Origin of the sequence: Paenibacillus sp. P2(2022) (assembly GCF_029522175.1) — a bacterium.
GTDB lineage: Bacteria > Bacillota > Bacilli > Paenibacillales > Paenibacillaceae > Paenibacillus > Paenibacillus polymyxa.
Window position 1 is genome coordinate 800,302 of sequence record NZ_JAKWFI010000002.1, and the last position, 23,339, is coordinate 823,640.

The 23,339-nt window shown below is 44.8% G+C and carries 23 protein-coding genes and 1 other annotated feature; of the genes, 22 read left to right on the forward strand and 1 reads right to left on the reverse strand.

What is annotated here, in order from left to right:
• Positions 1-19: 19 nt before the first annotated feature.
• From MMB75_RS11035 to MMB75_RS11125, 19 genes are all read left to right on the forward strand, one after another.
• The gene (locus MMB75_RS11035; RefSeq protein WP_045243846.1) at positions 20-1,114 is read left to right on the forward strand and encodes a RodZ domain-containing protein; all 1,095 of its coding nucleotides are present in this window, start codon (positions 20-22) and stop codon (positions 1,112-1,114) included.
• An 84-nt stretch (positions 1,115-1,198) separates the two neighbouring features.
• Positions 1,199-1,363, forward strand: a complete 165-nt coding sequence (locus MMB75_RS11040; RefSeq protein WP_013370749.1) for a hypothetical protein — start codon at positions 1,199-1,201, stop codon at positions 1,361-1,363.
• 145 nt (positions 1,364-1,508) lie between these two features.
• Positions 1,509-2,000, forward strand: a complete 492-nt coding sequence (locus MMB75_RS11045) for a YajQ family cyclic di-GMP-binding protein (RefSeq protein ID WP_013370750.1) — start codon at positions 1,509-1,511, stop codon at positions 1,998-2,000.
• 209 nt (positions 2,001-2,209) lie between these two features.
• Complete coding sequence (pgsA, locus tag MMB75_RS11050) at positions 2,210-2,797, forward strand: CDP-diacylglycerol--glycerol-3-phosphate 3-phosphatidyltransferase (RefSeq protein WP_045243845.1); 588 nt, start codon at positions 2,210-2,212, stop codon at positions 2,795-2,797.
• 95 nt (positions 2,798-2,892) lie between these two features.
• Entirely contained in the window at positions 2,893-4,161 is a 1,269-nt protein-coding gene (locus MMB75_RS11055) for a competence/damage-inducible protein A (protein ID WP_016821004.1), read from the forward strand.
• Between the two features lie 225 nt (positions 4,162-4,386).
• The gene (gene recA, locus MMB75_RS11060; protein WP_025364668.1) at positions 4,387-5,448 is read left to right on the forward strand and encodes a recombinase RecA; all 1,062 of its coding nucleotides are present in this window, start codon (positions 4,387-4,389) and stop codon (positions 5,446-5,448) included.
• 210 nt (positions 5,449-5,658) lie between these two features.
• Positions 5,659-6,408 carry a regulatory protein RecX gene (locus MMB75_RS11065; RefSeq protein ID WP_031463337.1) on the forward strand — a complete coding sequence of 250 codons (750 nt, stop codon included), beginning with the start codon at positions 5,659-5,661 and terminating at the stop codon, positions 6,406-6,408.
• A 361-nt stretch (positions 6,409-6,769) separates the two neighbouring features.
• Positions 6,770-8,314 carry a ribonuclease Y gene (gene rny, locus MMB75_RS11070; protein ID WP_013309958.1) on the forward strand — a complete coding sequence of 515 codons (1,545 nt, stop codon included), beginning with the start codon at positions 6,770-6,772 and terminating at the stop codon, positions 8,312-8,314.
• A 76-nt stretch (positions 8,315-8,390) separates the two neighbouring features.
• On the forward strand, positions 8,391-9,185 hold the full coding sequence (locus MMB75_RS11075; RefSeq protein ID WP_025364670.1) for a TIGR00282 family metallophosphoesterase: 795 nt from the start codon (positions 8,391-8,393) through the stop codon (positions 9,183-9,185).
• 129 nt (positions 9,186-9,314) lie between these two features.
• Positions 9,315-9,575 (forward strand): stage V sporulation protein S, encoded by a 261-nt coding sequence (locus tag MMB75_RS11080; protein WP_007430104.1) that lies wholly within the window; start codon positions 9,315-9,317, stop codon positions 9,573-9,575.
• A gap of 118 nt (positions 9,576-9,693) precedes the next feature.
• Positions 9,694-10,761 (forward strand): dipeptidase, encoded by a 1,068-nt coding sequence (locus MMB75_RS11085; RefSeq protein ID WP_045243844.1) that lies wholly within the window; start codon positions 9,694-9,696, stop codon positions 10,759-10,761.
• Between the two features lie 187 nt (positions 10,762-10,948).
• Entirely contained in the window at positions 10,949-12,034 is a 1,086-nt protein-coding gene (locus MMB75_RS11090; RefSeq protein WP_031463338.1) for a low temperature requirement protein A, read from the forward strand.
• Between the two features lie 144 nt (positions 12,035-12,178).
• Positions 12,179-12,751 carry a phosphate propanoyltransferase gene (gene pduL / locus MMB75_RS11095; protein ID WP_016821010.1) on the forward strand — a complete coding sequence of 191 codons (573 nt, stop codon included), beginning with the start codon at positions 12,179-12,181 and terminating at the stop codon, positions 12,749-12,751.
• 295 nt (positions 12,752-13,046) lie between these two features.
• Entirely contained in the window at positions 13,047-14,600 is a 1,554-nt protein-coding gene (gene miaB, locus MMB75_RS11100; RefSeq protein WP_016821011.1) for a tRNA (N6-isopentenyl adenosine(37)-C2)-methylthiotransferase MiaB, read from the forward strand.
• Positions 14,601-14,683: 83 nt separating this feature from the next.
• The gene (locus MMB75_RS11105) at positions 14,684-15,136 is read left to right on the forward strand and encodes a YlbF/YmcA family competence regulator (protein ID WP_016821012.1); all 453 of its coding nucleotides are present in this window, start codon (positions 14,684-14,686) and stop codon (positions 15,134-15,136) included.
• Between the two features lie 122 nt (positions 15,137-15,258).
• Entirely contained in the window at positions 15,259-15,681 is a 423-nt protein-coding gene (locus tag MMB75_RS11110) for a PaaI family thioesterase (protein ID WP_045243843.1), read from the forward strand.
• 65 nt (positions 15,682-15,746) lie between these two features.
• Entirely contained in the window at positions 15,747-16,535 is a 789-nt protein-coding gene (locus tag MMB75_RS11115) for an NUDIX domain-containing protein (RefSeq protein WP_013370763.1), read from the forward strand.
• A gap of 67 nt (positions 16,536-16,602) precedes the next feature.
• Positions 16,603-17,169, forward strand: a complete 567-nt coding sequence (locus MMB75_RS11120) for a cysteine hydrolase family protein (protein WP_045243842.1) — start codon at positions 16,603-16,605, stop codon at positions 17,167-17,169.
• Positions 17,170-17,295: 126 nt separating this feature from the next.
• The gene (locus tag MMB75_RS11125) at positions 17,296-18,759 is read left to right on the forward strand and encodes a nicotinate phosphoribosyltransferase (protein WP_019687018.1); all 1,464 of its coding nucleotides are present in this window, start codon (positions 17,296-17,298) and stop codon (positions 18,757-18,759) included.
• Between the two features lie 64 nt (positions 18,760-18,823).
• Here the strand turns inward: MMB75_RS11125 and MMB75_RS11130 are convergent, their stop codons facing one another.
• Positions 18,824-19,339, reverse strand: a complete 516-nt coding sequence (locus MMB75_RS11130) for a MogA/MoaB family molybdenum cofactor biosynthesis protein (protein WP_016821016.1) — start codon at positions 19,337-19,339, stop codon at positions 18,824-18,826.
• A 263-nt stretch (positions 19,340-19,602) separates the two neighbouring features.
• Between MMB75_RS11130 and MMB75_RS11135 the strand changes: the two genes are divergently transcribed.
• The 3 genes from MMB75_RS11135 (at position 19,603) to MMB75_RS11145 (ending at position 23,298) form a co-directional block, all read left to right on the forward strand.
• Positions 19,603-19,932, forward strand: coding sequence for a four-helix bundle copper-binding protein (locus MMB75_RS11135; RefSeq protein ID WP_016821017.1), 330 nt, complete (start codon positions 19,603-19,605; stop codon positions 19,930-19,932).
• A gap of 77 nt (positions 19,933-20,009) precedes the next feature.
• Positions 20,010-20,268: a binding site (T-box leader), on the forward strand.
• A 60-nt stretch (positions 20,269-20,328) separates the two neighbouring features.
• Positions 20,329-22,053 carry an arginine--tRNA ligase gene (gene argS, locus MMB75_RS11140; protein WP_045243841.1) on the forward strand — a complete coding sequence of 575 codons (1,725 nt, stop codon included), beginning with the start codon at positions 20,329-20,331 and terminating at the stop codon, positions 22,051-22,053.
• Positions 22,054-22,329: 276 nt separating this feature from the next.
• Entirely contained in the window at positions 22,330-23,298 is a 969-nt protein-coding gene (locus MMB75_RS11145) for an S-layer homology domain-containing protein (RefSeq protein ID WP_045243840.1), read from the forward strand.
• Positions 23,299-23,339 lie beyond the last annotated feature (41 nt).

Below are 23,339 nucleotides of genomic sequence, written 5' to 3' on the forward strand. Positions count from 1 at the left end.
TACACAAGGAGATGATGACATGTCAGAACTGGGTCAGCAATTAAAGGAGGCCCGGCTGCAAAAAGGATTGAGCCTTGACGATGTTCAGGAAATGACGAAGATACGCAAACGTTATCTGGAAGCCATTGAGACGGGCGATTACAAAGTGCTGCCGGGAAGCTTTTATGTCAGAGCTTTTATTAAAACATACGCCGAAACGGTTGGGTTGAATCCCGATGAGCTTCTGGAAGGGCACCAAAGCAATGTGCCTGAACCTGAACCGGAAGCAGTCATGGAGCCTGTTACACAAAAACGCTCCAGCCGTCCCGCGACGATCGGCAATCTTAAATGGTTGCCTACAGCGTTAATGTGGCTTTTTCTAGTTCTCATTGTTGGGGTTATTTATGCTTATTGGGTGAGTAACAACCATTCCACTCCAAAAACAGCAGAAAATACAACGCCGATTACAACACCAAGTACACCAAGTACAACACCTAACACAACGCCAAGTACGACACCAAACACGTCTACTCCAAATACAACTACGACACCGAATAATGGTCAGACAACGGCACCAAATGGTGCTGGCGGGCAGACCCCTGATACGGGAAAAACCGGGGAAACCCAGCCAAGTGGTACGGGAACTACAGATGCGACTACTCCAAATCCTGGTCAGCAGCCGGATACGACTACGCCAGCGCAGGGAGTAACTGTGGCTCAGGATGGTAAGCAAGGCAAGACGACGATCTTCAAAGTCTCCAGTGCAACGGGGGCCACGGTCAAGGTTGATATTAAAGCAACGGGCGAAAGCTGGCTTGAGGTGTACAAGGGACAAAATTCCCGTGGAGAAAAGCTGAGCTATGGTATGACTAAAAGTGGAGATGCCATGTCTTTCGATATCGGTCCAGAAGGCTTATATATCAAATCAGGACGGTCTTCTGCCACGGATATTTCCGTCGCCGGCCAACCGATAACCGATAATAAATCGACGACCCGGGTGTTGATACAGCAAGGGGAAGCTTCTTCCACTGGAGCGAGTACTGGGGTGACGGGTTCAACGGATACGACGACAAATGGTAGTACGGATACTACACAAAGTGGGACAGATTCTAGTACAACTACTGATGGTGAATAAACGCCTTGTTGCGGGGAAATACTAATGACTGTAATTCTTGGAAAGTCAGTCATTTCATTTTCCGCAAAGTGAGGTGTATACGTTATGACCGTCAGCTGGATTGTGACTGGGCTCGGGATTATTGTCAGTTTACTGGGCTATTATCTAACACCGAATGCATGGGGCTATGGCATATTAGGCTTTGGTCTTGCTCACATTGTGCTTGGAATTTTGGATATGTTTAGAAATCCAACACGAAGTCACTATTAGAAATGTTAAACTGCAATTGTAAATAAAGGCGTTTTTGTCGGGGAACTGGCAAGAACGCCTTTTTAGTGAACGGATTATTGGATTTTTGTAAATGACTAGCCTATAATTAGATATTGAACTTTGTTGTGGAAAGGAAAGTGAAACGATGGCTTCAGAAAATTCATTTGATATCGTCTCCAAAATGGATATGCAGGAGTTAACAAATGCGGTTCATCAGACGGAGCGTGAAATTGAAACGAGATTTGATTTCAAGGGGAGCAAAAGTAGCCTCAAGCTTGAGAAAGATGCTCTTACGATTGCATCGGAAGATGAATACAAGCTGAATGCGGTGATTGATATTTTGCAATCTAAAATGGTCAAACGAGGTCTATCCCTTAAAAATGTGGAATTTGGAAAATTGGAACCAGCCTCTTTAGGTTCAGTGCGTCAGCGTCTTTCTCTTAAGCAGGGAATTGATCAGGATAACGCAAAAAAAATTAATATCCTTATTCGGGATTCCAAGCTAAAAGTGAAAAGTCAGATTCAAGGTGATCAAATTCGAGTAACTGGAAAAAATAGGGATGACCTACAGGCCATTATTCAATTGCTGCGGAAAGCTGATCTGCCGTTGGAGCTTCAATTTACAAACATGAAATAAGCCGTTTTCTCTCATAGATTTTGTAGGACTAAACGTTGCTTGATGTGCAGCAGGTTATTTTGACATGCGTTTTGCGCCATATTATACTTGTAACGAAAATGCAGACATTGAGGTGTATAACGCTCGTCGAAAGCGATTTTACATAGGATTGATTTCAATCTGAAAGCTGCCATTTGTAATCAAGTACGATAATCAGGGGAGAGTGTGTTGTGAATTTACCCAACAGAATTACAATAACGCGGATTTGCCTTATCCCGGTGATGATGCTGGCTTTGCTGGTGGATTTTGGTTTTTATCCGCCACCAATTGAGATCGGTGCTTTCAAGCTGCCGTATAATCAGCTGATTGCGGCTATTATTTTCCTTGTAGCAGCCAGCACAGACGGCCTTGACGGATATTTGGCTCGTAAAAATAATATGGTCACCAATTTGGGCAAGCTGTTGGACCCCCTTGCTGATAAGCTGTTGGTAACTGCTATTTTGGTTTCTTTGGTAGAAATGGGAAAAATTGATTCATGGGTTGTTGTTGTGATTGTCAGTCGTGAGTTTGCGGTTACGGGTCTAAGACAGATCGCTTTATTGGATGGCTCTGTGGTTGCTGCAAGCAATTGGGGGAAATTAAAGACGATCATCCAGATCGTTGCTATTGTAGCACTGCTCATTAATAATTTCCCGTTTGTTTTTCTGGGTATTCCGTTTGATTTAATAGCGATATGGGCAGCTGTGTTAATCACCATTTATTCGGGTATTGATTACTTTGTGAAGAATATCCATTTGCTGAGCTCCTCTAAAGTGTAACAGGATAAATCTTATGGAAACAGCAATAGGGACTTAACTTATTGCTGTTTCTTTACATAATTCCCACAATATACGCATCATAGGAGGACGAATTGATGAAAGCTGAAATCATTGCAGTAGGAACAGAGTTATTACTTGGACAAATAGTAAATACAAATGCCCAATATTTATCACAAGAGCTAGCTACAATCGGAATTGATGTATATTTTCAGACTGTAGTTGGCGATAACATGGATCGACTTCAGGAAGCGGTACGACTTGCTCAGAAGCGTGCGGATATTATTTTGTTTTCTGGTGGGCTGGGACCAACTCAGGACGATTTGACAAAAGATGCGATAGCGGCTGTATTGGGGCGGAAATTGCAGATAGATCGTCTTGCCATGGACAAGCTTGATCAGTTTTTCCGGAACCGCGGGGTCGAAATGACCGAGAATAACCGCCGGCAGGCGCTTTCTATTGAAGGAGCCACTCCGCTTGAAAATGAGACAGGTTTAGCTATAGGGGATGCGATTGCACAGGACGGTAAATTTTATGTGGTTTTGCCCGGACCGCCTAAGGAGCTTAAACCTATGTTTGCAAATCATGCTAAACCATGGTTGCTTCAGCAGGCATTGAGCGGTGAGGAGATGCCGATTTATTCGAAAATGCTAAAATTTGCAGGGATCGGTGAGTCAGCTCTTGAAACTCGCTTGCTAGATCTGATCCAATCCCAGACGGACCCCACGATTGCTCCTTATGCCAAGGAAGGGGAAGTTACGATCCGTATATCCACCAAGGCGGCCAGTGAGAGTGAAGCTTTAATTAAGCTGACTGCCACGGAAGTACAAATTCAACAACGTCTTTCCGAATATATGTATGCAAGTGAAGATGTTACGCTGGAGAAGGTGATTGTAGATTTAATGGCCAAACGCGGACTCACTGTGAGTGCGGCGGAAAGCTGTACAGGCGGTATGCTGATGGAACACATCACTTCTATACCTGGCAGTGCTGTTATGTTTCAAGGTGGCATCGTGTGTTATTCCAATGAAATGAAGATGAAATTGCTCAATGTGCCCTATGATTATTTGGAAGGCGATCATGCGCCAGGCGCAGTGAGTAAGGAAGTAGCCCTTGTGCTTGCAGAGCAGGCAAGAATGATTATGGACAGTGATTTCGGACTTTCCGTTACTGGTGTAGCTGGGCCCGGATATTCCGAGCGGAAGCCAGTCGGTCTGGTGTATATTGGTATTGCTCAGCGTGACAAGGAAACGGAGGTATATGAGCTAAATTTAAGCGGTAACCGTGAGACCATTCGCTTGCGATCCGTCAAAGCTATCTTGTACAGATTGTGGCGTCGATTGGTAGAGAACGAGAAACTCTCTTAATTATCGATGAGTTGTTTTAGATAGATATCCATGATATAATCTCCTTATCGGAAGAACCGTTGCAAAGCTTTTTGCTAGCGGTTCTTTTTTCGTTTTATGAGAAAGGTTTAATTATAGAAGAGAGTTGTGGGAAATAAAAAAACGAATGTATGTTCGAAAAAATGCTTGGCAAGCGTGTCAAAACAAGGTATTATTAAAGTACAAACAATGAAGGATGTGAGTTTATTGTCAGATCGTCGTGCTGCGCTGGATATGGCGCTCCGTCAAATAGAAAAGCAATTTGGTAAAGGTTCCATTATGAAGTTGGGTGAGTCTACCCACATGCAAGTGGAAACAATCCCCAGTGGTTCGATTGCTTTGGATATTGCGTTAGGAACGGGCGGCTTTCCAAGAGGCCGGATTATTGAAGTATATGGACCGGAATCATCCGGTAAAACGACAGTAGCTCTTCATGCTATCGCAGAGGTGCAAAAAACAGGCGGACAAGCCGCCTTTATCGATGCCGAGCATGCGCTTGATCCGTCGTATGCGAGCAAGCTGGGTGTCAATATTGATGAGTTGTTACTATCGCAACCAGATACAGGTGAGCAGGCATTGGAGATTGCCGAAGCTCTTGTGCGTAGTGGGGCAGTGGATATTATCGTCATAGACTCTGTAGCGGCACTTGTACCGAAGGCAGAGATTGAAGGCGAAATGGGAGATTCCCATGTCGGTCTTCAAGCGCGTTTGATGTCACAGGCATTACGTAAGCTGTCTGGAGCCATTAATAAATCGAAAACCATTGCTATCTTTATCAACCAGCTCCGTGAAAAAGTAGGTGTTATGTTCGGTAACCCTGAAACTACACCAGGTGGACGTGCTTTGAAGTTTTACTCTACGGTACGTTTGGATGTTCGTCGTATCGAAAGCTTGAAAATGGGTAACGACATCGTGGGTAACCGCACACGTATTAAAGTCGTGAAGAACAAAGTTGCGCCTCCTTTCCGTCAGGCCGAAGTGGATATTATGTACGGTGAGGGTATTTCCAAAGAAGGAAGCTTGATTGACATCGGTACGGAGCATGACATTGTCGACAAGAGCGGAGCTTGGTATTCCTACGAAGGCGAGCGCCTTGGTCAGGGACGTGAGAATGCAAAGCAATTTTTGAAGGAAAATCCGAACATTGCTAGTACGATCGAGCAAAAAATCCGGGTGGCCAGTAATTTGATTACAACAATTGCTCCACCGACAGAAGAAGAGTTAGCGCAGGAGGCCAAGGAAGAACAGGAATTGCTGGAGCTTGAATAAGCTTGCCTGAGACTTCGCTTTTGATCTGTCATGTGAACTGTAGCCTAGGGATTATGGTACAGTCCGTTTGAATAGCATAATTCTGATGCCCTGCACAGTTGTGCAGGGCATTTTTGCATCAAATACAGTCTGCTTTGTCAGCAGAATCTAACTTTTGCGTAGCAGGTGATCATAGGCTGCTTTCGTGAATTTCAAAGTGAGGGAAACATAGTGCAGTTGGACGATAAAGATGAATACACTTCGGAAGAAGATAAACAGCAAGGGATTTCTCTTTTTCCAGATCATGAGGAATTGATGATTACTAGAGTGGAGCAGGGGCAGAGACGCAACCGTGGAAGATACATCATTCATTTTGGTCCATATTCACTGTCTGTATTGGAAGATGTAATGATCAAGTACAACATGTTCAAAGGAACGTCATTCGTCAAAAAAGAACTAGAAGATATCGTTCTGGCAGATGAAAAACAACAGGCTTATGTACATGCGCTGCGCTATTTGGGGCAAAAGCCTCGTACACGTCAGGAAATTGCCCAGCGTTTAGCGCAAAAGGAAGTGGATCAGACTGTTATTGATGAGATATTGGTGCGATTGCAACGGGAGAAGCTTGTAGATGATGATTTATACGCCCGTCAGTGGGCAAGACAGCGTATAACAAGCCAACGTAAGGGTAAGATGTGGATCAGACAAGAACTTCGTCAGAAGGGCATCTCTAAAGCTTCTATCGGGGAAGCATTAGGTGAGATCACTGACAATGAGGAGTGGGAGAGTGCATTGTCGATTGGACGTAAAAAATGGAATCAGGTACGTGGTGATATAATGGATAAAAAAAGGAAAACATTTCCGTTTCTTATGAGACGCGGATATTCGGGGGATATGACACGCCGCGTGGTCAATCATCTCAGTGCGGCTGAGCAAGACGGAGCTTTCGATGACGAGGAATTACTGCATTGGGAGGAATAAGTTGCAAAACGGTAGCTGAACTTCTGGCTAGATGAGCTGATTATGATATGGACAGCTGCACGGTAGTCTACTAATGTTTGCATTCCCTTGACAATGCCATTTGTCAAATAATAAAATATATATGAAACGATATTTGTGGAGTGCCCTTTTTCCTTCCAAAAAAGCGGAATCCACGGTAAAGTTCTCATCGCCAAATAACAAGTGATGCCGCTATGCCAGGCGGAATTGTACGTGTGAAAGCATGTGCATATGAAATGAAGCGACCTTGAGTCGTTATCTTAGTTTGACGATCAAAGTAAATGTGACAATTTCAAAAAGTCCCAAGGAATGCCTTGGAGGAACCAACGGGGAGGTGAACAGTATGATGACTGCGATCTGGTTCGTTCTCGTTGCTGTAGCCGCGTTATTCTTTGGGTTCGGGATTGGTTATTTTATTCGCAAATCTATTGCAGAAGCTAAGATCTCCAGTGCGGAAGAAGCTGCCGCGCAAATCGTGGAGAACGCGAAAAAAGAGGCAGAAGCGCTGAAGAAGGAAACGGTATTGGAAGCAAAAGATGAAATTCATCGCATCCGTGCCGAAGCTGAAAAAGAAACTCGTGAACGTCGCAATGAAATTCAACGACAGGAACGAAGATTGCTGCAAAAAGAAGAATCGCTGGATAAAAAATTGGAATCGCTGGAACGCAAAGAAGAACAAGTGGCCAACAAAGAGAAACGAATCGATGAAACCCAGCAGCAAATTGATTTGATTTACAAGAGCCAGGTAACTGAGTTGGAGCGTATTTCTAATCTTACGATGGAGGATGCAAGAAGTATTATTCTGACCAACGTAGAGCAGGAAGTTCGTCATGAAACAGCTCAGATGATTAAGGAAATTGAACAGCAGGCCAAAGAAGAAGCGGACAAAAAGTCCCGTGAAATCATCACACTGGCCATCCAACGCTGTGCGGCAGATCATGTAGCAGAAACGACGGTTTCTGTTGTGACATTGCCGAACGAAGAAATGAAAGGCCGGATTATCGGACGCGAAGGCCGTAACATTCGTGCACTTGAAACCCTTACTGGAATCGACCTCATTATTGATGATACGCCGGAAGCTGTTATATTGTCCGGATTTGATCCGATTCGTAGAGAGATTGCGCGTACTGCTCTTGAGAAGCTCGTAGCGGACGGACGGATACATCCGGCTCGTATTGAAGAGATGGTGGAAAAATCCCGTAAAGAGGTGGACGAACGAATCCGTGAGTATGGTGAACAGGCTACCTTTGAAGTGGGTGTGCATAGCTTGCATCCGGATTTGATCAAGATCTTGGGACGTCTTAAGTTCCGTACGAGTTACGGACAGAACGTATTGAAGCACTCGATGGAAGTTGCATACTTGACAGGTCTGATGGCCGGGGAACTGGGCGAGGACGTTGTACTGGCAAGACGGGCAGGCTTGCTACATGACATCGGGAAGGCGCTGGATCATGAAGTGGAAGGATCACACGTTGAAATTGGCGTGGAACTGGCGAAGAAGTACAAGGAACACCCGGTCGTTATCAACAGCATTGCTTCACATCACGGCGACTGCGAAGCGACTTCAGTGATCGCCATGCTAGTTGGGGCGGCAGATGCTCTGTCAGCAGCAAGACCGGGAGCGCGGCGTGAAACGCTTGAGACGTATATCCGTCGTCTTGAGAAGCTGGAACGCATCTCCGAGTCTTTTGAAGGCGTTGAAAAATCATACGCAATTCAAGCCGGACGCGAAGTTCGTGTCATGGTACAGCCAGAGAAAATTGATGATGCGGAAGCATTCCGACTGGCCCGCGATATTACGAAAACGATTGAGAATGAACTGGATTATCCAGGGCATATTAAGGTTACCGTTATTCGCGAGACCCGTGCGGTAGAATACGCAAAATAAAAGCATTTCAATGAAAAGTGGCCGCTGCTTGTAGGGCCACTTTTCATTATGTAAGGCAGACTAGGGAGGGTTTTCTATCAACGTATTATTTATTGGAGACATCGTCGGCAGTGTAGGCAGAAAGGCACTGAGGGAGAATCTCCCTTCGCTAAAATCAAAATACAACCCGCATGTTATTATTGTGAACGGAGAAAATGCAGCTTCGGGAAGAGGAATTACTCAAGCCATCGCTAGAGAGTTTTTTGATTGGGGCGTTCATGGGATTACGATGGGCAATCATACATGGGACAATAAGGAAATATTTGATTTTATAGATGATGAGCCGCGGATCATCCGTCCGGCTAACTTTCCACCAGGGACACCCGGTCGGGGTTATACTGTTGTAAAAGGTGGAGGTAAGGAACTAGCCATTGTTAACCTGCAAGGTAGAACCTTTTTGCCAGCTATTGACTGTCCATTTCGGGCAGCAGATGAAATTGTAGACGAGCTGCGCAAAAAACATAAACATATTCTAGTAGATTTTCACGCTGAAGCCACTTCCGAAAAAATTGCCATGGGCTGGCATCTGGATGGACGTGCATCAATCGTGGTAGGAACACATACACACGTACAAAGTAATGACGATACGATTTTGCCACAAGGAACTGCGTATCAGACAGATGCGGGAATGGTAGGTCCTTATGAGGGCGTGCTTGGTATGCAGAAAGAGGCTGTATTACAGAAATTTCAGACCCAGCTTCCGGTACGCTTTCAAGTGGACATGGGCAAATGGCACTTTCATGCCATCAGCGTAGAGCTCAATGATGACGATGGGAAAGCCCGTAAAATTCAGAAAATCAGGCTTAAAGAAGACGAATGGCGGATGGATTAACTTTGTTGTGAGCTACTTAAGGAAAGAATAAGGAAAACTGTCACCAAAAAGCAGGAATTTTTTGCTGACCCTCGAATAACATCTAATAGTGGAATCAAACCATCATCATTCCCAGGGGAGGTACTTACTATGGATGTATTAAAAGTATCAGCAAAATCCAATCCCAATTCAGTTGCAGGCGCACTCGCAGGAGTACTGCGTGAACGCGGAAATGCAGAATTACAGGCGATTGGAGCGGGTGCACTAAACCAAGCCATTAAAGCGGTAGCCATTGCCCGGGGATTTGTCGCACCAAGCGGAGTGGATTTGATTTGTATTCCTGCTTTTACAGACATTGTTATTGATGGAGAAGATCGGACTGCGATCAAATTGATTGTAGAGCCAAGATAATAAATGGAAGTTGCCTGAGCCTGTTTACGTTTTGTAAACGGGCTTTTTTGCTTTGTGGTTTAATTACTATGGTTTTCAAAATAAATTTGTGGGCTTTAATCCAATGGGGGTATAGTGCATGAATGATAAGTTTGAAGCGAATTGGCCAGTTGTTGATCTTCACTGCGACGTGTTATGTAAAATGCAACTCGATTCGCAGGTAGATTTCAGTCATTCATCGCTTGATGTCACAAAAGAGCGTTTGCTAGAAGGCAACGTAAAGTTGCAAACGTTCGCTATATATATTTCACAGGTATTGGGTACGCCAAAATTTGAGCATGTGGTTCGTCAAATTGAACTGTTCAGGCAGCATGTGACTTCTACCTCAGGCGGGTTAAAACCTTTGCTATGGAGAGAGGAATTGGCAGCATTTAAAAATATGTCCGCTGCACGTCAAATGGAGCAAGTACACCAGACAGACGTAGAGAAGCAAGCTGGAAAGATAAGGAATTGGGATGGTAATGGAACGAATCATACAGAGTCACCTTGGGCTTTACTCTCACTTGAAGGGGTAGATGCGCTGGAAGGAAACCCGTTTTATGCGGATGTGTGCTATGCATTGGGAATACGGTTGATCGGGCTGACGTGGAATTATGCAAATTGGGCAGCTGATGGCATTATGGAGCTTAGAGGTGGTGGTCTAACCCGCAAGGGACGTGATTTGGTCAATCGGTGTAATAGTCTGGGACTGCTGCTAGATGTATCACACTTGTCCTTACAAGGCTTTTGGGAAGTGATGGAGGAGGCGGCCTTACCGCCCATCGCTTCGCATTCGAACGCCTTTGCGAGATGTGCTCATCCCCGTAACTTGCGGGACGAACAGATTCGGGCACTGATTGCCCGTAACGGACGAATTGGGTTGACCTTTGTCACGATGTTTCTGAAAGAGCAGGGTACAGTACACGCTGAGGATCTGTTACCGCACATTGAGCACATTTGTTCATTGGGTGGCGAAAGACATTTGATGTTCGGCTCTGATTTTGACGGTATCGAGGCCCATGTGAGAGGACTGGAGCACGCGGGGAAATATCCGGCTTTTGCAGAACTACTGCTGAAACATTACTCTGAGGAGCTGGTCAAGGGATGGCTTGGAGAACATGCACTGGACTATTTAAGAACAAATCTGCCATCTAAAATGTTGTCCTAAATAGCTTAATATCGCAGTTGTTTTCGGCTGAGCATTTTCTTGACAAAGCGAGAACGATTACGAAATAATTGGAGCATCCGAGGATTGCATGGTGCTAAAATAACGCTTTCCGAAATTGGGCATACGTAGAAGCGAGCCTGAAAGCACCATGCTATACCGCCATACTAGAGGGGAGCTCCGTTACATAATGCTGATAAAAAAGGTTACCTGGCTTGAACTCTTTTATGATTTATTGTTTGTAGCAGCTGTCTCCAAGGCGACTCATGTTTTACTACATGTTGAGCATGGTAGTGTTGGTTGGCATAATTTAGAGAAGTTTATTTTGATTTTTATTCCGATCTGGTGGGCATGGGTGGGGCAAACAGTCTATAACAATCGTTTTGGTCAAGACAGTATAATGCACCGAATTTTTATGATTTTGCAATTATTTTTTGTGTTAATCATGACTGCTAGTCTTAATATAGATTTTGATGCGTATTATGTATCTTTTTTTGTTGGCTATATTGGCTTAAGAGGTTTGACTGTCGTTCAATATTTGCTTTTGGCCCCCAAGGAAACGGCTCATAAACAGGAAACAGCTCGTTTTTTTGGAACCTATCTTTGGGTTGGGATCGTAATCTCTAGCTTCTCCCTTTTCTTCGACTCGTGGGTTCGATATTTAATTTTGTATATTGGCATTGCGGTTGATATCCTCGTTCCATTAATCGGTCGTAAAAAATTGGTGATCACACCTATCCATACAGAGCATCTTTTGGAGCGTTTTGCACAGTTCACCTTAATCCTGCTTGGAGAATCAGTGATAAGTATACTTTCTGTTTTACAATCCGATCATTTCACGATCTCTTCCATTGGTTTTGCTGCTTTGACATTTGTATTGGTCATCGCAATCTGGTGGCAATATTTTGAGAATATAGAGAAGCGCGTAGACAAATCCAAACAAACAGCAGGACAGACTATTATCTATGGTCATTTGTTTATTTATCTTTCTCTTAGCATGCTTGCGGCTTCCATACAGCTCTTATTTTTAGGGCAAGCAGCCTATACTTTTGTGCTTTGCTTTACTTTTGCTTCTGTTTTTATTTATTTTTTGTCAGTTTTGCTGGTATTCCATCAGTACAGATTGAGTCATCTTAAACCTCGTCTCAGAGTCATTCTTTTCTTAACTGGAATCCTCTGTGCGCTGTTTATTCTGAATATATTTATTGTAGTTCCTCATCTCATCGTAGCTGAGATCATGCTTTTCTTTCTTCTGTTTGCAAAAATGACGGTTTGATCCCAGTTTTATATGGACGATATGTATGGCTGGTTAGGGCGAAAAAGGGAACTTTATGCGCTATCCTTTTCATTCTTGTCGAAATAGGAGTATAATAGCATAGATGTGTAAAGTATTGTATAGAGAAAAAGGAGTGACCACACGATGACTAAAATCGTACCTGTCGGCGTTTCCGCCCGTCATATTCACCTGACTCAAGAGCATATTGAAATCTTGTTCGGAGCAGGCTATCAATTGACTGAATTTAAACCTTTGTCCCAACCAGGACAATTTGCCGCAAATGAAACGGTAGCTGTAATTGGTCCTAAAGGCCAATTTGATAAGGTTCGCATTTTGGGACCAGCTCGTCCAGCTTCCCAACTGGAAATCTCTCGCACAGATTCCTTTGCTATTGGTGTAAAGGCACCTGTACGCGAATCCGGTAGCATTGATGGTACACCAGGAATTACAGTGAAAGGACCAGCCGGAGAAGTGGAACTGCAAGAAGGCGTTATCGTAGCAGCCCGCCATATCCATTTCCATACATCCGATGCAGCTAAATGGGACATTAAGGACAAGCAGTTGCTGAAAGTACGTGTTGGCGGCGAACGTGGCCTTGTATTTGAAAATGTTCTTGCACGTGTGTCCGATTCTTTTGCTTTGGATATGCATATTGACACGGATGAAGCGAACGGAGCCGGTGTGAAAAACGGTGACACTGCTGAAATCGTAGACTAATACACGTATTGAATACACAAGTTGTAAAAGTCCGATTCTTGCAAAAGAGTCGGGCTTTTTTTATATACTATAAATACACCAATGCTCACCTTATACATAAAAAACTTTGTGCATCACACTGCATCTGATTCGTATCCGGGGATGATCTATGGCTATGACCTATAAATCATGCTATAATTTAGTGTAATGCCTTTTTCAAAGGTTTTTTGGAGCTTAAATAAAATAACCAATGCCTAAAGATACAGTAAATCACAAATTAGCTCGTGAAATAGATGGTGTAAGGAGTGACCAGCAAATGGCTAAGGAAACAAAAGATTACTCCCAATATTTTGATTTCTCGGATGCGAAGATTATTTCTGAAGATGAGCATAGCAAAAAGATTCGCATTCGCGGACGTGAAATCAACATTATGGCGGAGCCGAACCATAGAAAAGAAAAGCAGCGTGGTAAAGAGGACGTACAGGTATTGTATGATAACGCAGTCCCGGATGAGCTAAAGCATATCGGTGAGGGCAAGCATTATATTGTATATACATTCGGTTGCCAGATGAATGAACATGATTCCGAAACAATCAAAGGTTTGCTGGAGCAAATGGGCTACCAGGCAACCGAGGATCGGAAGGAAGCAGACATCATTTTACTGAACACCTGCGCTATCCGTGAAAATGCGGAAGATAAAGTGTTTGGTGAGCTGGGTCACCTCAAGCATCTCAAAACAGAAAAGCCAGGACTTTTGCTCGGAGTGTGTGGCTGCATGTCGCAGGAAGAGAATGTCGTGAACCGCATTATGCAAAAACATGGTTTTGTCGATATGATCTTTGGTACCCATAATATTCACCGTTTGCCTCAGCTCGTTAAGGAAGCACTCTTTAGCAAAGAAATGGTGGTCGAAGTGTGGTCCAAGGAGGGCGACATTATCGAAAACCTGCCGAAGAAGCGCGAGGGTATGCGGGCTTGGGTAAACATCATGTACGGCTGTGATAAGTTTTGCACCTATTGCATCGTTCCCTTCACACGTGGTAAGGAAAGAAGTCGCCGACCAGAGGATGTTATTGCTGAGGTACGGGATTTGGCCCGTCAAGGATTTAAAGAGATTACCTTGTTGGGTCAGAATGTCAATGCCTATGGCAAGGATTTGAAGGATATGAATTACAGATTCGGAGATCTGATGGATGATATGCGCAAAATCAATATTCCGCGTGTACGTTTTACGACCTCTCATCCGCGTGACTTTGACGACCATTTGGTTGAAGTCCTTGGTAAGGGTGGCAATCTGGTGGAGCATATTCATTTGCCTGTACAATCCGGTAATACGGATATATTGAAGAAAATGAACCGAAAATATACTCGTGAGCGTGTTCTGGAACTGGCCGCGAAGATAAAAGCAGCTGTTCCGCATGCTTCTCTGACAACGGATATTATCGTCGGTTTCCCGGGTGAAACAGACGAACAGTTCGAAGATACTCTATCTTTGGTGCGTGAAGTGGGCTATGACTTTGCCTACACATTTATTTATTCACCACGTGAAGGCACACCAGCGGCTTCGATGGAAGATAATGTGCCTATGTCGGTAAAAAAAGAGCGTCTCCGGCGTCTGAACATTGCTGTGAATCAAAACAGCCTTCGCTTTAATAGTCGATTGCGTGGCGAAGTGGTGGAAGTGCTGGTGGAAGGCGAGAGCAAAAATGACAGCAACGTGCTTGCTGGTCGGACTCGTTCCAATAAGCTGGTTCATTTTGAAGGATCGAAGGATCTGATTGGTTCCTTTGTCCAAGTTAAAATTACAGAACCTATGACCTTCTACATTAAAGGTGACTTGGTTCAAACGCCAGTAGCGGTTAACGGATAAAAAGAATAGTCTAGCGGGCTGCATGCGGTTTGAATAAAAGGCTGCGTGCAAGACCATCTAAGTGAGAAAAGGAGCGATGGACAATGACAGAGGAGCGGTTGCAACAAACAGAACTTCAATCGGCGGCGCGCCAGCATGATCATTTGGTCAATCGCGATATGATATTGGCAAAGGCCAAAGAGTTGGCGGGTATTCTGGGCAGCAGTGAGGAAGTCCAGGTGTTCCGGAAAGCAGAAGAAAAGATTCAGGACCATGAGCGCATCCAGCAACTGATTGCAACGATGAAGAAGAAGCAAAAGGAAATTGTAGCATTTGAATCTTTAAAGAATCAAAAAATGATTGCTAAAATAGAGGCTGAACTTCAGGAGCTACAGGAAGAGCTTGACGGTATTCCAATTGTAACAGAGTTTCAGCAGAGCCAGGTGGAAATTAATGAGCTACTGCAAATGGTGATCACGGCCATCCGTGATACGGTTGCTGAAAAGGTGAACGTAGAAGAGGGGAAGGTCACTTCCTCCTCTAATTGCAGTGACTAGAATAAGATTTGTGGTGTGGAGGCTTAGCTTCCACGCCTTTTTTTCGGAAGCAATTAGTCATCGTATATGTTCATGGGACGTCAAGAGAATTGCGACAGCATAGAAGGGATGGAAGAGAGGGAATGGATAAGTTGCGTAAGATGCTAGAGGATGAAGATAATACCTTTTGGGAGTATTTAGGATGTGAGCTGATCACAGCTGATGCTAACGAGGCACATATCGCTTTGGAGGCCAAACAACATCATACCAATGTGATGGGGATTGTACATGGGGGGGTGCTCACTTCATTGATGGATCAGGCGATGGGGATGGTCAGTATGGCTTCAAGAAATATGGATCCATGTGTAACAACGAACCTGAATGTTCATTTCTTGTCAGCCATGGGACAAGGACGACTGGAGGTTAAAGCACGGATTATTCATCAGGGAGGCCGCACTATAACCACCGAGGCAGAAGTAAGGGATAGCGAAGGTACACTCGGTTGTACAGCTACAGCAACGTTCCGAGTGTTGCGTCAACAAGCAAGTGACTCAGGCAAGGCCTAACGCTTGACAAAAATTTTTATTATGTCATAATGAATTTATCAAAACGATATAATATGGTGATGCCAATGGATAGCAATCGTATAAACGAAGAGGCGCAGAAGGCGTCTTATAACATTAAGAAATACCGTACCCCGGATGGTGCTCCGGCGGATATCGTAATGTTTACTTTAACGAAGCGTGAGCGCAAGACGGTAACAAAGACATTGCCGATTCGTGAGCTGAAAGTGATGCTCATCAAGCGCCGGAGTTGGCCGTTTGCGGGACGCTGGGCGTTGCCTGGAGGGTTTTGTCAAGAAGATGAATCCATATATGGAGCGGCCAAGCGGGAACTGTTAGAGGAAACCGGTGTAGACGGCGGGCATCTGGAGTATTTGGGCGTATATAGTGGACCAGGCCGTGATCCGCGCGGGTGGATCATATCGCATGCTTTTTTTGCGTTGGTAGAGGAATGGATGCTAGAGCAGCGGCAGGCGGCTGATGATGCTTCTGAGGTCGGGTTATTTACGATCAGAGAAGCGTTGGAGGAGTTGGAGCTGGCGTTCGATCACCGGGATATCATAGTCGATGCTTATCGCAAGATTCAGTTGCAGATGCTTCAGACAACGATAGCCAAGCAGTTTTTACCGCCACATTTTACACTGGGTGAATTGTATCAGGTGATTCAGAGCGTCGTACCGGATTTCGAAGAGCCGAATTTTATTCGCAAAATAACATCGACTCGTAGCAGACAGGGAATACTGGAAGAGGTTCGGGATGAGAATGGTAAACCGCTGAGTTCCAATCAATATTCACAAAGACCGGCCCAGTTGTATCGCTTTAGTGATAGAGTACCGCGTTTATCTATCTATACGTAACGTTTATTGGGATAGGTTACGCATAGAGCGTGCAATCTCACTTTGATGATAAGGAGCTGACTGTACGATGAAAGCACTGATTGTTATTGATTACACGAAAGATTTTGTGGACGGTAGTCTGCCTGTGGGGCAACCTGCGATTGAGCTGGATGAACGGATCACAGCCATCACGCAGGCCTATGTAGAGCAAGGGGACTTTGTTGTCATGGCTGTTGATTTACATGAGGAGAATGACCCTTATCACCCGGAGAGTAAGCTGTTTCCTCCACATAATATACGTGGAACCGATGGACGACAATTGTATGGTAAGCTTCATCGCCTATATGAGCAACAAAGTGATCGTATCTACTGGTTGGATAAAACACGGTACAGTGCTTTTGCTGGAACAGATCTGGAACTCAGGTTGCGCGAACGCGGGATTCTGGAAGTACATCTGATTGGTGTGTGTACAGATATTTGTGTGCTGCATACGGCTGTAGATGCTTATAACAAAGGTTTTGCTATTACCGTATATAAGGACGCTGTGGCGAGCTTTAATCAGGCGGGACATGACTGGGCTTTGGGCCATTTTGAGGGAAGTCTTGGAGCCACGGTGTGGTCGGCTGAAGATACGCTTTTGCGCCAGAAGAAGTAAAATAACTGAATGATTGTGCACCAATGTCCGATAACAAAATGGAGTCGGATATTGCTGAATCTGGGCAGATAAGACGGTATGCCGTCACCAAGCCAGGGACCAGGGACAGTCAGAGAGGATGATACGATGAAGTCAACGAGCCTCGCATTACATACAGATAAATATCAGATTAATATGATGTACGCCCATTGGGTGAACGGAAGTCACCAACGTAAAGCTGTGTTCGAGGCGTATTTTCGTAAGCTCCCTTTCGGTAATGGATATGCCGTGTTCGCTGGTCTGGAACGCATTGTGAATTACATCTCAAATTTGCGGTTTACAGAAGAGGACATTCGCTATCTGTCAGAGCAGGAGGAAAAGTACGATCCCATGTTCATGGAGGCATTGCGCCAGTTTAAGTTTGGCGGAACGGTCCATTCGATGAAAGAAGGGGCGCTTGTTTTTCCAAATGAGCCTCTGGTCCGTGTTGAAGGAACAATTATGGAAACGCAGCTTGTCGAGACGGCGTTGTTGAATTTTATGAATTACCAGACACTCATTGCGACAAAAGCATCGCGTATCAAGCAGGTGGCCAGTGACGATACACTGCTCGAATTTGGTACACGGCGTGCGCAGGAGGCAGATGCAGCCATTTGGGGAGCGCGTGCAGCTTATGTTGCAGGTTTCGATGCGACTTCTAATATGCTGGCAGGCGAACATTTTGGGATTCCGACAAAAGGAACACATGCCCATTCATGGGTACAAACCTTTATGACGGAGCAAGAGGCGTTTGACGTGTATGCGAAGGTTTTGCCAGATCAGGTTACGTTGCTGGTAGATACCTTTGACACGCTGGAGAGCGGTGTTCCTCATGCGATTCGGACAGCAAAGATGCTGGAGAGTCAAGGCAAGCGTATGAATGCCATCCGTTTGGATAGCGGTGATTTGGCTTATCTATCTATTCAGGCCCGGGAAATGCTGGATGCCGAAGGTTTGGATTACGTACAAATTGTTGCTTCCAACGATTTGGATGAAAATACGATTTTCAATCTAAAAGCCCAAGGTGCACGTATTGATGTATGGGGTGTAGGAACACAGCTGATTACGGCTTCAGATCAACCTTCATTAGGCGGAGTGTACAAGCTGGTTGAGCGGGAAGTAGACGGTGAAATGCTGCCGACGATTAAGATCTCGGGTAACCCGGAAAAAGTATCTACACCAGGCAAAAAGGATGTATACCGCATTGTGGATAAGAAGAAAGGGAGAGCTGTAGCTGATTACATTTCTTTCCCGGATGAAGAACGTCCGCGCAATGGTAAGCGCCTGAAGCTGTTTAACCCTTTGCATCCATATATGAAGAAGTATGTTGAAAATTACGAAGCTGTACCGATGCTTGAACCTATTTTTATAAATGGACAGAAGGTATACGAGCTTCCCGAACTGGATGAAATTCGTGCCTATCATGCTTCACAGTTGAAACTGTTTTGGCCAGAATATTTGCGGAAGCTGAATCCTGAAATTTATCGTGTTAATCTTAGCGAGAAGGTATGGGAGCTGAAGCAAAAGCTGATTGATAGCTACATGCAGCCCGAAGTTGAAGAAAAAGAATAATGTGAAAAGGCACCTCATTCATATGGGGTGCCTTTTTGTGTCGGCGCATGTGTGGAATAAGAGCTTATTTATAAATTTCTCTCATCACATGTCGCAGTTCAGGGACAATAATGCGTTCCATTGCCAAACGAACGGCTCCGCGGGAGCCAGGCATAGAAAACACAGCTGTCTGGCCCACAGTACCCGCTACAGCCCGGCTTAATATAGCTGCTGATCCAATGTCCTCAGCAAAGCTTAAGTAACGGAAGATTTCACCAAAGCCAGGTAGTTCCTTATCCAGTAAAGAGGAGATGGCTTCATATGTAGTATCACGCGGAGAAATGCCAGTACCACCTGTTAAAAGTACAGCCTCGATGTCCTCATGTGCTGCAGCTTCGGTTACCAACTGTCGGATACCCTCATAGTCGTCTTTGACGATAACATATCGAACAACCTTATACCCATTCGTTTCTAGTAGTTCCTTGAGCAGTCGTCCCCCAGTATCGGTTTCCATGGTTCGTGTATCAGAGACGGTCACGACCATGCAGTTAACCTGCTGCGGAGACTCCCGTCGGTGCTCCTCTACAGATGTTATGTTCATTACAATGTTCACTCCTTGATTCATGGTTAAGCATATTCTTTTTTTACAATAGAGGAATGACCGACTGGATGCAAGTCAGAAACGAGGGATAAAAAGTTATGTGATTAATATCCTTGCGCTTGCACCTTGGAATATAGTACACTTCCTTACATAAGTCGGGATTTTCTGGGTTTATTTTGTTGAAAGCGCGAACATCAATTGATTAATTTCAAGGCTCAGCGGGTAATAGTACAGCAGGATCAACAACTGGGAGGTAATGTATTATGAATCATTCATACCAAAAATGCGTGGATGCTTGCCTGGAATGTATGAACGCTTGCAATGTATGCTATGTAGCAAGTTTGAAGGAATATGATTTAGCTATGCTGCGTGAATGTATTCGAGTGAGTAGGGAATGCGCAGAGATATGTGGGTTTGCTGCTCAAATGTTGCAGCGCGGAACGGATTTTGCCGAGGAAATCTGTGAGCTATGCGCCAAAGCCTGTGAGGTATGTGCTGCTGAATGCAGCAAGCATTCCCATAATCATTGCAAACATTGTGCAGAGGCCTGCCGTCATTGTGTTGAGGCTTGTCGCCAATTGGTGGCAGTGTAATTACATATACAGAACTAGTCCCTGAAGAGGGAATAAAAGGTTGCTTTCTACTAAATAGGTTTGTATAATGGTGGGAATTAACGTCAAGGAACGGGAGAGTAGCAACGGAACCGTATCATTACAGCGAGCCGGAAGAGGTGGAAGCCGGTATGAAATCCGATGTGAAGCGCACCCGGGAGACGGTTGATCCAACGATAAGAACTTCTAGTAGATCAACCCGGCTGACACCGTTATTTGTCAATGGAGTGAAATCGCGATTTGTGTAAGCTAGCTTTATCCACACAACCGATTTACAAAGAGTGGTACCGCGGGGATATCGAAGTTCTCGTCTCTTGATTATATCAAGAGGCGAGGGCTTTTTTTTGTTAGATCCTATAAAAAGAAGGAGAGAGGAACATGTTGTTGATGATTGCTACCCAAGCTATTTTAGCTCATACGGGCTTGGAGGAGAAAGAAGTTTTATCTTTATTCGAGGTGCCTCCGCAGCCTGAATGGGGAGATGTGGCGTTTCCCTGTTTTGTGCTGGCTAAGAAATTTCGAAAGTCTCCACAGCATATTGCAATGGAATTGGCAGAGCTAGTAAGCCATGAAGCGGGTCTAACCGCTACAGCATCGGGTGCCTATGTAAATATTACATTGGATCGATCTGTTCATATTCCACCGATGCTAGCTGAATTGAGCAAGACTGAGTTTCTCAAGCCCAATATTGGGCATGGACAGCGAGTAGTAATTGATATGTCCTCGCCCAATATTGCCAAACCATTTGGTATCGGTCATCTTCGCTCTACTGTTATCGGTGCCGCCTTGTATCGCATACTTGGTGAAACCGGATATGTACCGATTAGTGTGAATCATCTAGGGGATTGGGGAACACAATTTGGCAAGCAAATTGCGGCCTATAAAAGATGGGGTAATGAAGAGCAGCTACAACAGGATCCGATCGGGGAATCATTGAAGCTATATGTCCGTTTTCATCAGGAGGCTGAGCATGACCCGTCTTTGGAGGATGAAGGCCGCGAGTGGTTCCGACGTTTGGAGCACGGGGATACTGAGGCTCAACAACTATGGGAGTTTTTTGTTGAAGTCAGTCTGGGTGAATTTGATCGTATGTACCAACGCCTTAACATTTCGTTTGACCATGTGTTGGGGGAAAGCTTTTACAATGATAAAATGCAGGCAGTTGTTGCCCAATTAAGAGCAAAAGGATTGCTGGAGGAAAGTGATGGAGCCCTTGTGGTTCGTCTGGAAGACGAGCAGCTGCCGCCGTGTCTTATTTTGAAGAAGGATGGGACTACCATTTATCCCACCCGTGATCTGGCAACAGCGATTTATCGTCATGAAGTGATGAAGGCTGATCGGCTGCTGTATGTCGTTGGCGGGGAACAGAAGTTACATTTCCAACAGGTATTTGCGGTGCTCAAGCATGCAGGGGAGGCATGGGCAGAGCAATGTGAGCATGTACCGTTTGGTTTAATGCGGTTTGCAGGCAAAAAAATGTCCACAAGACGCGGCAAGGTGGTGAAACTGGAGGAAGTGCTGGATGAAGCTGTAGCGCGTGCTCAAGCCATTATTACGGAGAAGAATCCCAATTTGCTGGAACAAGAGGCAATAGCTGAAGACGTCGGCATCGGCGCAATTATTTTTGGCGATTTAAAAAATAACCGTCTGAATGAAGTGGATTTTTCGTTGGAGGAGGCATTGACCTTCGAAGGTGAGACTGGCCCTTATGTGCAGTATACCCATGCGCGTATACGCAGTCTTCTGGAGAAAGCTCGCGCACGCGCTGATGTTGATTCTAATTCTAGTAACAACACCCTTGGTCAAGAAGAGCATTCTCCTGAATGGAATATCGTTTCGGATAAAATGCTGGGTGACGCAGGCTGGGCCTTGCTTAAGCAGTTGGATCGCTATCACGGGCAGCTGATACGTGCTGCTCAGCAACTGGAACCTTCGGTTATTGCGAGATTTGCATTAGATACGGCACAGGCGTTCAACCGTTTTTATGCTAAGGAAAGGATTGTCGATGGTGGAAAGTGGCGCATTCAGTTGGCGGAACAGACTGCAAATATGCTGGCAAGTACACTGCGACTTCTTGGACTGAAAGCTCCTAACCGGATGTAAGCTACCACAAGTGGGTATTTTTGTTAGGTATACTGCTGCTTTTGCTAGCTAAAATTACTGCAAATCAGCTCTTTTCTCTAAAAGGCGCTGCAAAAGGAAAACTATCATAGACACTTTTGGGTTTGTGTGGAGATGGTGAGCAGAAAAGAGCAAGACGGGTTACACTAATCGCAGGGTATTCCATTGTTTTGCAACCAATTTGTGCATATTTGAAACATTTGATGGTTTTATTGCGTCCGTAAGTATAGAAGCAAAGTAAACATGGAGGTGTATCTCATGATCAAAAATAAAAGCGTGGCAGCTGCGCTGCTTGTCGTCTGTTCATTGGCTGTGGCTACGTCGGCTTCTGCTTTTCGTGATATAAAGGGAGCTGAGCAGGAGAAGATCGTAAGTTCACTTCAGAACAAAGGAATTATTCAAGGGATAACCAAGGATAAGTTTGCACCGGATCAAACGCTCACGTATGCACAAGGAGTACACTTGGTTGTTCGGGCGATGGATCTTCAGGTTATGCCTGATTTTACAACGGGCTCCTTTGCAAACATTCCGACTTCCGCATGGTATGCCGATTCCTATCGGATTGCAGTCCAGCACCAAATCCCTCTGTCACCGGATATTGATCCAAGTACCCGCATGACTAGGGAGCAATTCGCGAATATTCTGTATAAAGCAGTGAGTGCAACGGGGGAATATCCAACGGTCCGTATGCTTATTAACGTAGCAGATGGCAAAAAATTAGACCAAGAGTCGAACGAAGCAGTTCAATTTCTTTTGTTGACCAAAATTGCAACATTGGATGAAAAGAGTAACTTTAACCCGGATCGCAAAGTAACGCGGATGGAGGCAGCAGAAATGGTCTATCATGCATCCGAGTTTGTACAAAATCATAAACCGGTGCAAGCCACTCCGGAAAATCCAGCTGAGCCTGTAGACCCGGCTCAACAAACCAATATTAGTATGAGCATAGAGAAGGCGAATGACCAGCAGAACAAAGTGACCATCACTCGTCTGCAGGCACCTAATCCGGGTTATGGCATTGAAGTGGATCACATCGACTACGTAGATGAAACGAATGCAGTCATTTACTACAAGCTGACGAGTCCAAAACCGGGTGAAATGAACATTCAAGTCATTACGGATACCCATACCAGTACATTGGTAGACAGTAAGTATAAGGTTACGCTCAAAGCAGTCGATGGAACCGTGCTTCCGCCTACCGGAACAGGCACATCTGTGGCTAAATAAAAAGATAAGCCATATGTCATATATAAAATAAAGCCAGCGAG

What these genes read in the sequence shown, in the direction of transcription:
- MMB75_RS11055 (WP_016821004.1), top strand. Translation starts at nt 2,893, where the DNA reads ATGAAAGCTGAAATCATTGCAGTAGGAACAGAGTTATTACTTGGACAA.
- MMB75_RS11040 (WP_013370749.1), top strand. Translation starts at nt 1,199, where the DNA reads ATGACCGTCAGCTGGATTGTGACTGGGCTCGGGATTATTGTCAGTTTA.
- MMB75_RS11035 (WP_045243846.1), top strand. Translation starts at nt 20, where the DNA reads ATGTCAGAACTGGGTCAGCAATTAAAGGAGGCCCGGCTGCAAAAAGGA.
- MMB75_RS11115 (WP_013370763.1), top strand. Translation starts at nt 15,747, where the DNA reads ATGGATAGCAATCGTATAAACGAAGAGGCGCAGAAGGCGTCTTATAAC.
- MMB75_RS11105 (WP_016821012.1), top strand. Translation starts at nt 14,684, where the DNA reads ATGACAGAGGAGCGGTTGCAACAAACAGAACTTCAATCGGCGGCGCGC.
- MMB75_RS11145 (WP_045243840.1), top strand. Translation starts at nt 22,330, where the DNA reads ATGATCAAAAATAAAAGCGTGGCAGCTGCGCTGCTTGTCGTCTGTTCA.
- argS (WP_045243841.1), top strand. Translation starts at nt 20,329, where the DNA reads ATGTTGTTGATGATTGCTACCCAAGCTATTTTAGCTCATACGGGCTTG.
- miaB (WP_016821011.1), top strand. Translation starts at nt 13,047, where the DNA reads ATGGCTAAGGAAACAAAAGATTACTCCCAATATTTTGATTTCTCGGAT.
- MMB75_RS11085 (WP_045243844.1), top strand. Translation starts at nt 9,694, where the DNA reads ATGAATGATAAGTTTGAAGCGAATTGGCCAGTTGTTGATCTTCACTGC.
- MMB75_RS11045 (WP_013370750.1), top strand. Translation starts at nt 1,509, where the DNA reads ATGGCTTCAGAAAATTCATTTGATATCGTCTCCAAAATGGATATGCAG.
- MMB75_RS11120 (WP_045243842.1), top strand. Translation starts at nt 16,603, where the DNA reads ATGAAAGCACTGATTGTTATTGATTACACGAAAGATTTTGTGGACGGT.
- MMB75_RS11110 (WP_045243843.1), top strand. Translation starts at nt 15,259, where the DNA reads ATGGATAAGTTGCGTAAGATGCTAGAGGATGAAGATAATACCTTTTGG.
- MMB75_RS11080 (WP_007430104.1), top strand. Translation starts at nt 9,315, where the DNA reads ATGGATGTATTAAAAGTATCAGCAAAATCCAATCCCAATTCAGTTGCA.
- pduL (WP_016821010.1), top strand. Translation starts at nt 12,179, where the DNA reads ATGACTAAAATCGTACCTGTCGGCGTTTCCGCCCGTCATATTCACCTG.
- MMB75_RS11090 (WP_031463338.1), top strand. Translation starts at nt 10,949, where the DNA reads ATGCTGATAAAAAAGGTTACCTGGCTTGAACTCTTTTATGATTTATTG.
- MMB75_RS11135 (WP_016821017.1), top strand. Translation starts at nt 19,603, where the DNA reads ATGAATCATTCATACCAAAAATGCGTGGATGCTTGCCTGGAATGTATG.
- MMB75_RS11130 (WP_016821016.1), bottom strand. Translation starts at nt 19,339, where the DNA reads ATGAACATAACATCTGTAGAGGAGCACCGACGGGAGTCTCCGCAGCAG.
- rny (WP_013309958.1), top strand. Translation starts at nt 6,770, where the DNA reads ATGATGACTGCGATCTGGTTCGTTCTCGTTGCTGTAGCCGCGTTATTC.
- MMB75_RS11125 (WP_019687018.1), top strand. Translation starts at nt 17,296, where the DNA reads ATGAAGTCAACGAGCCTCGCATTACATACAGATAAATATCAGATTAAT.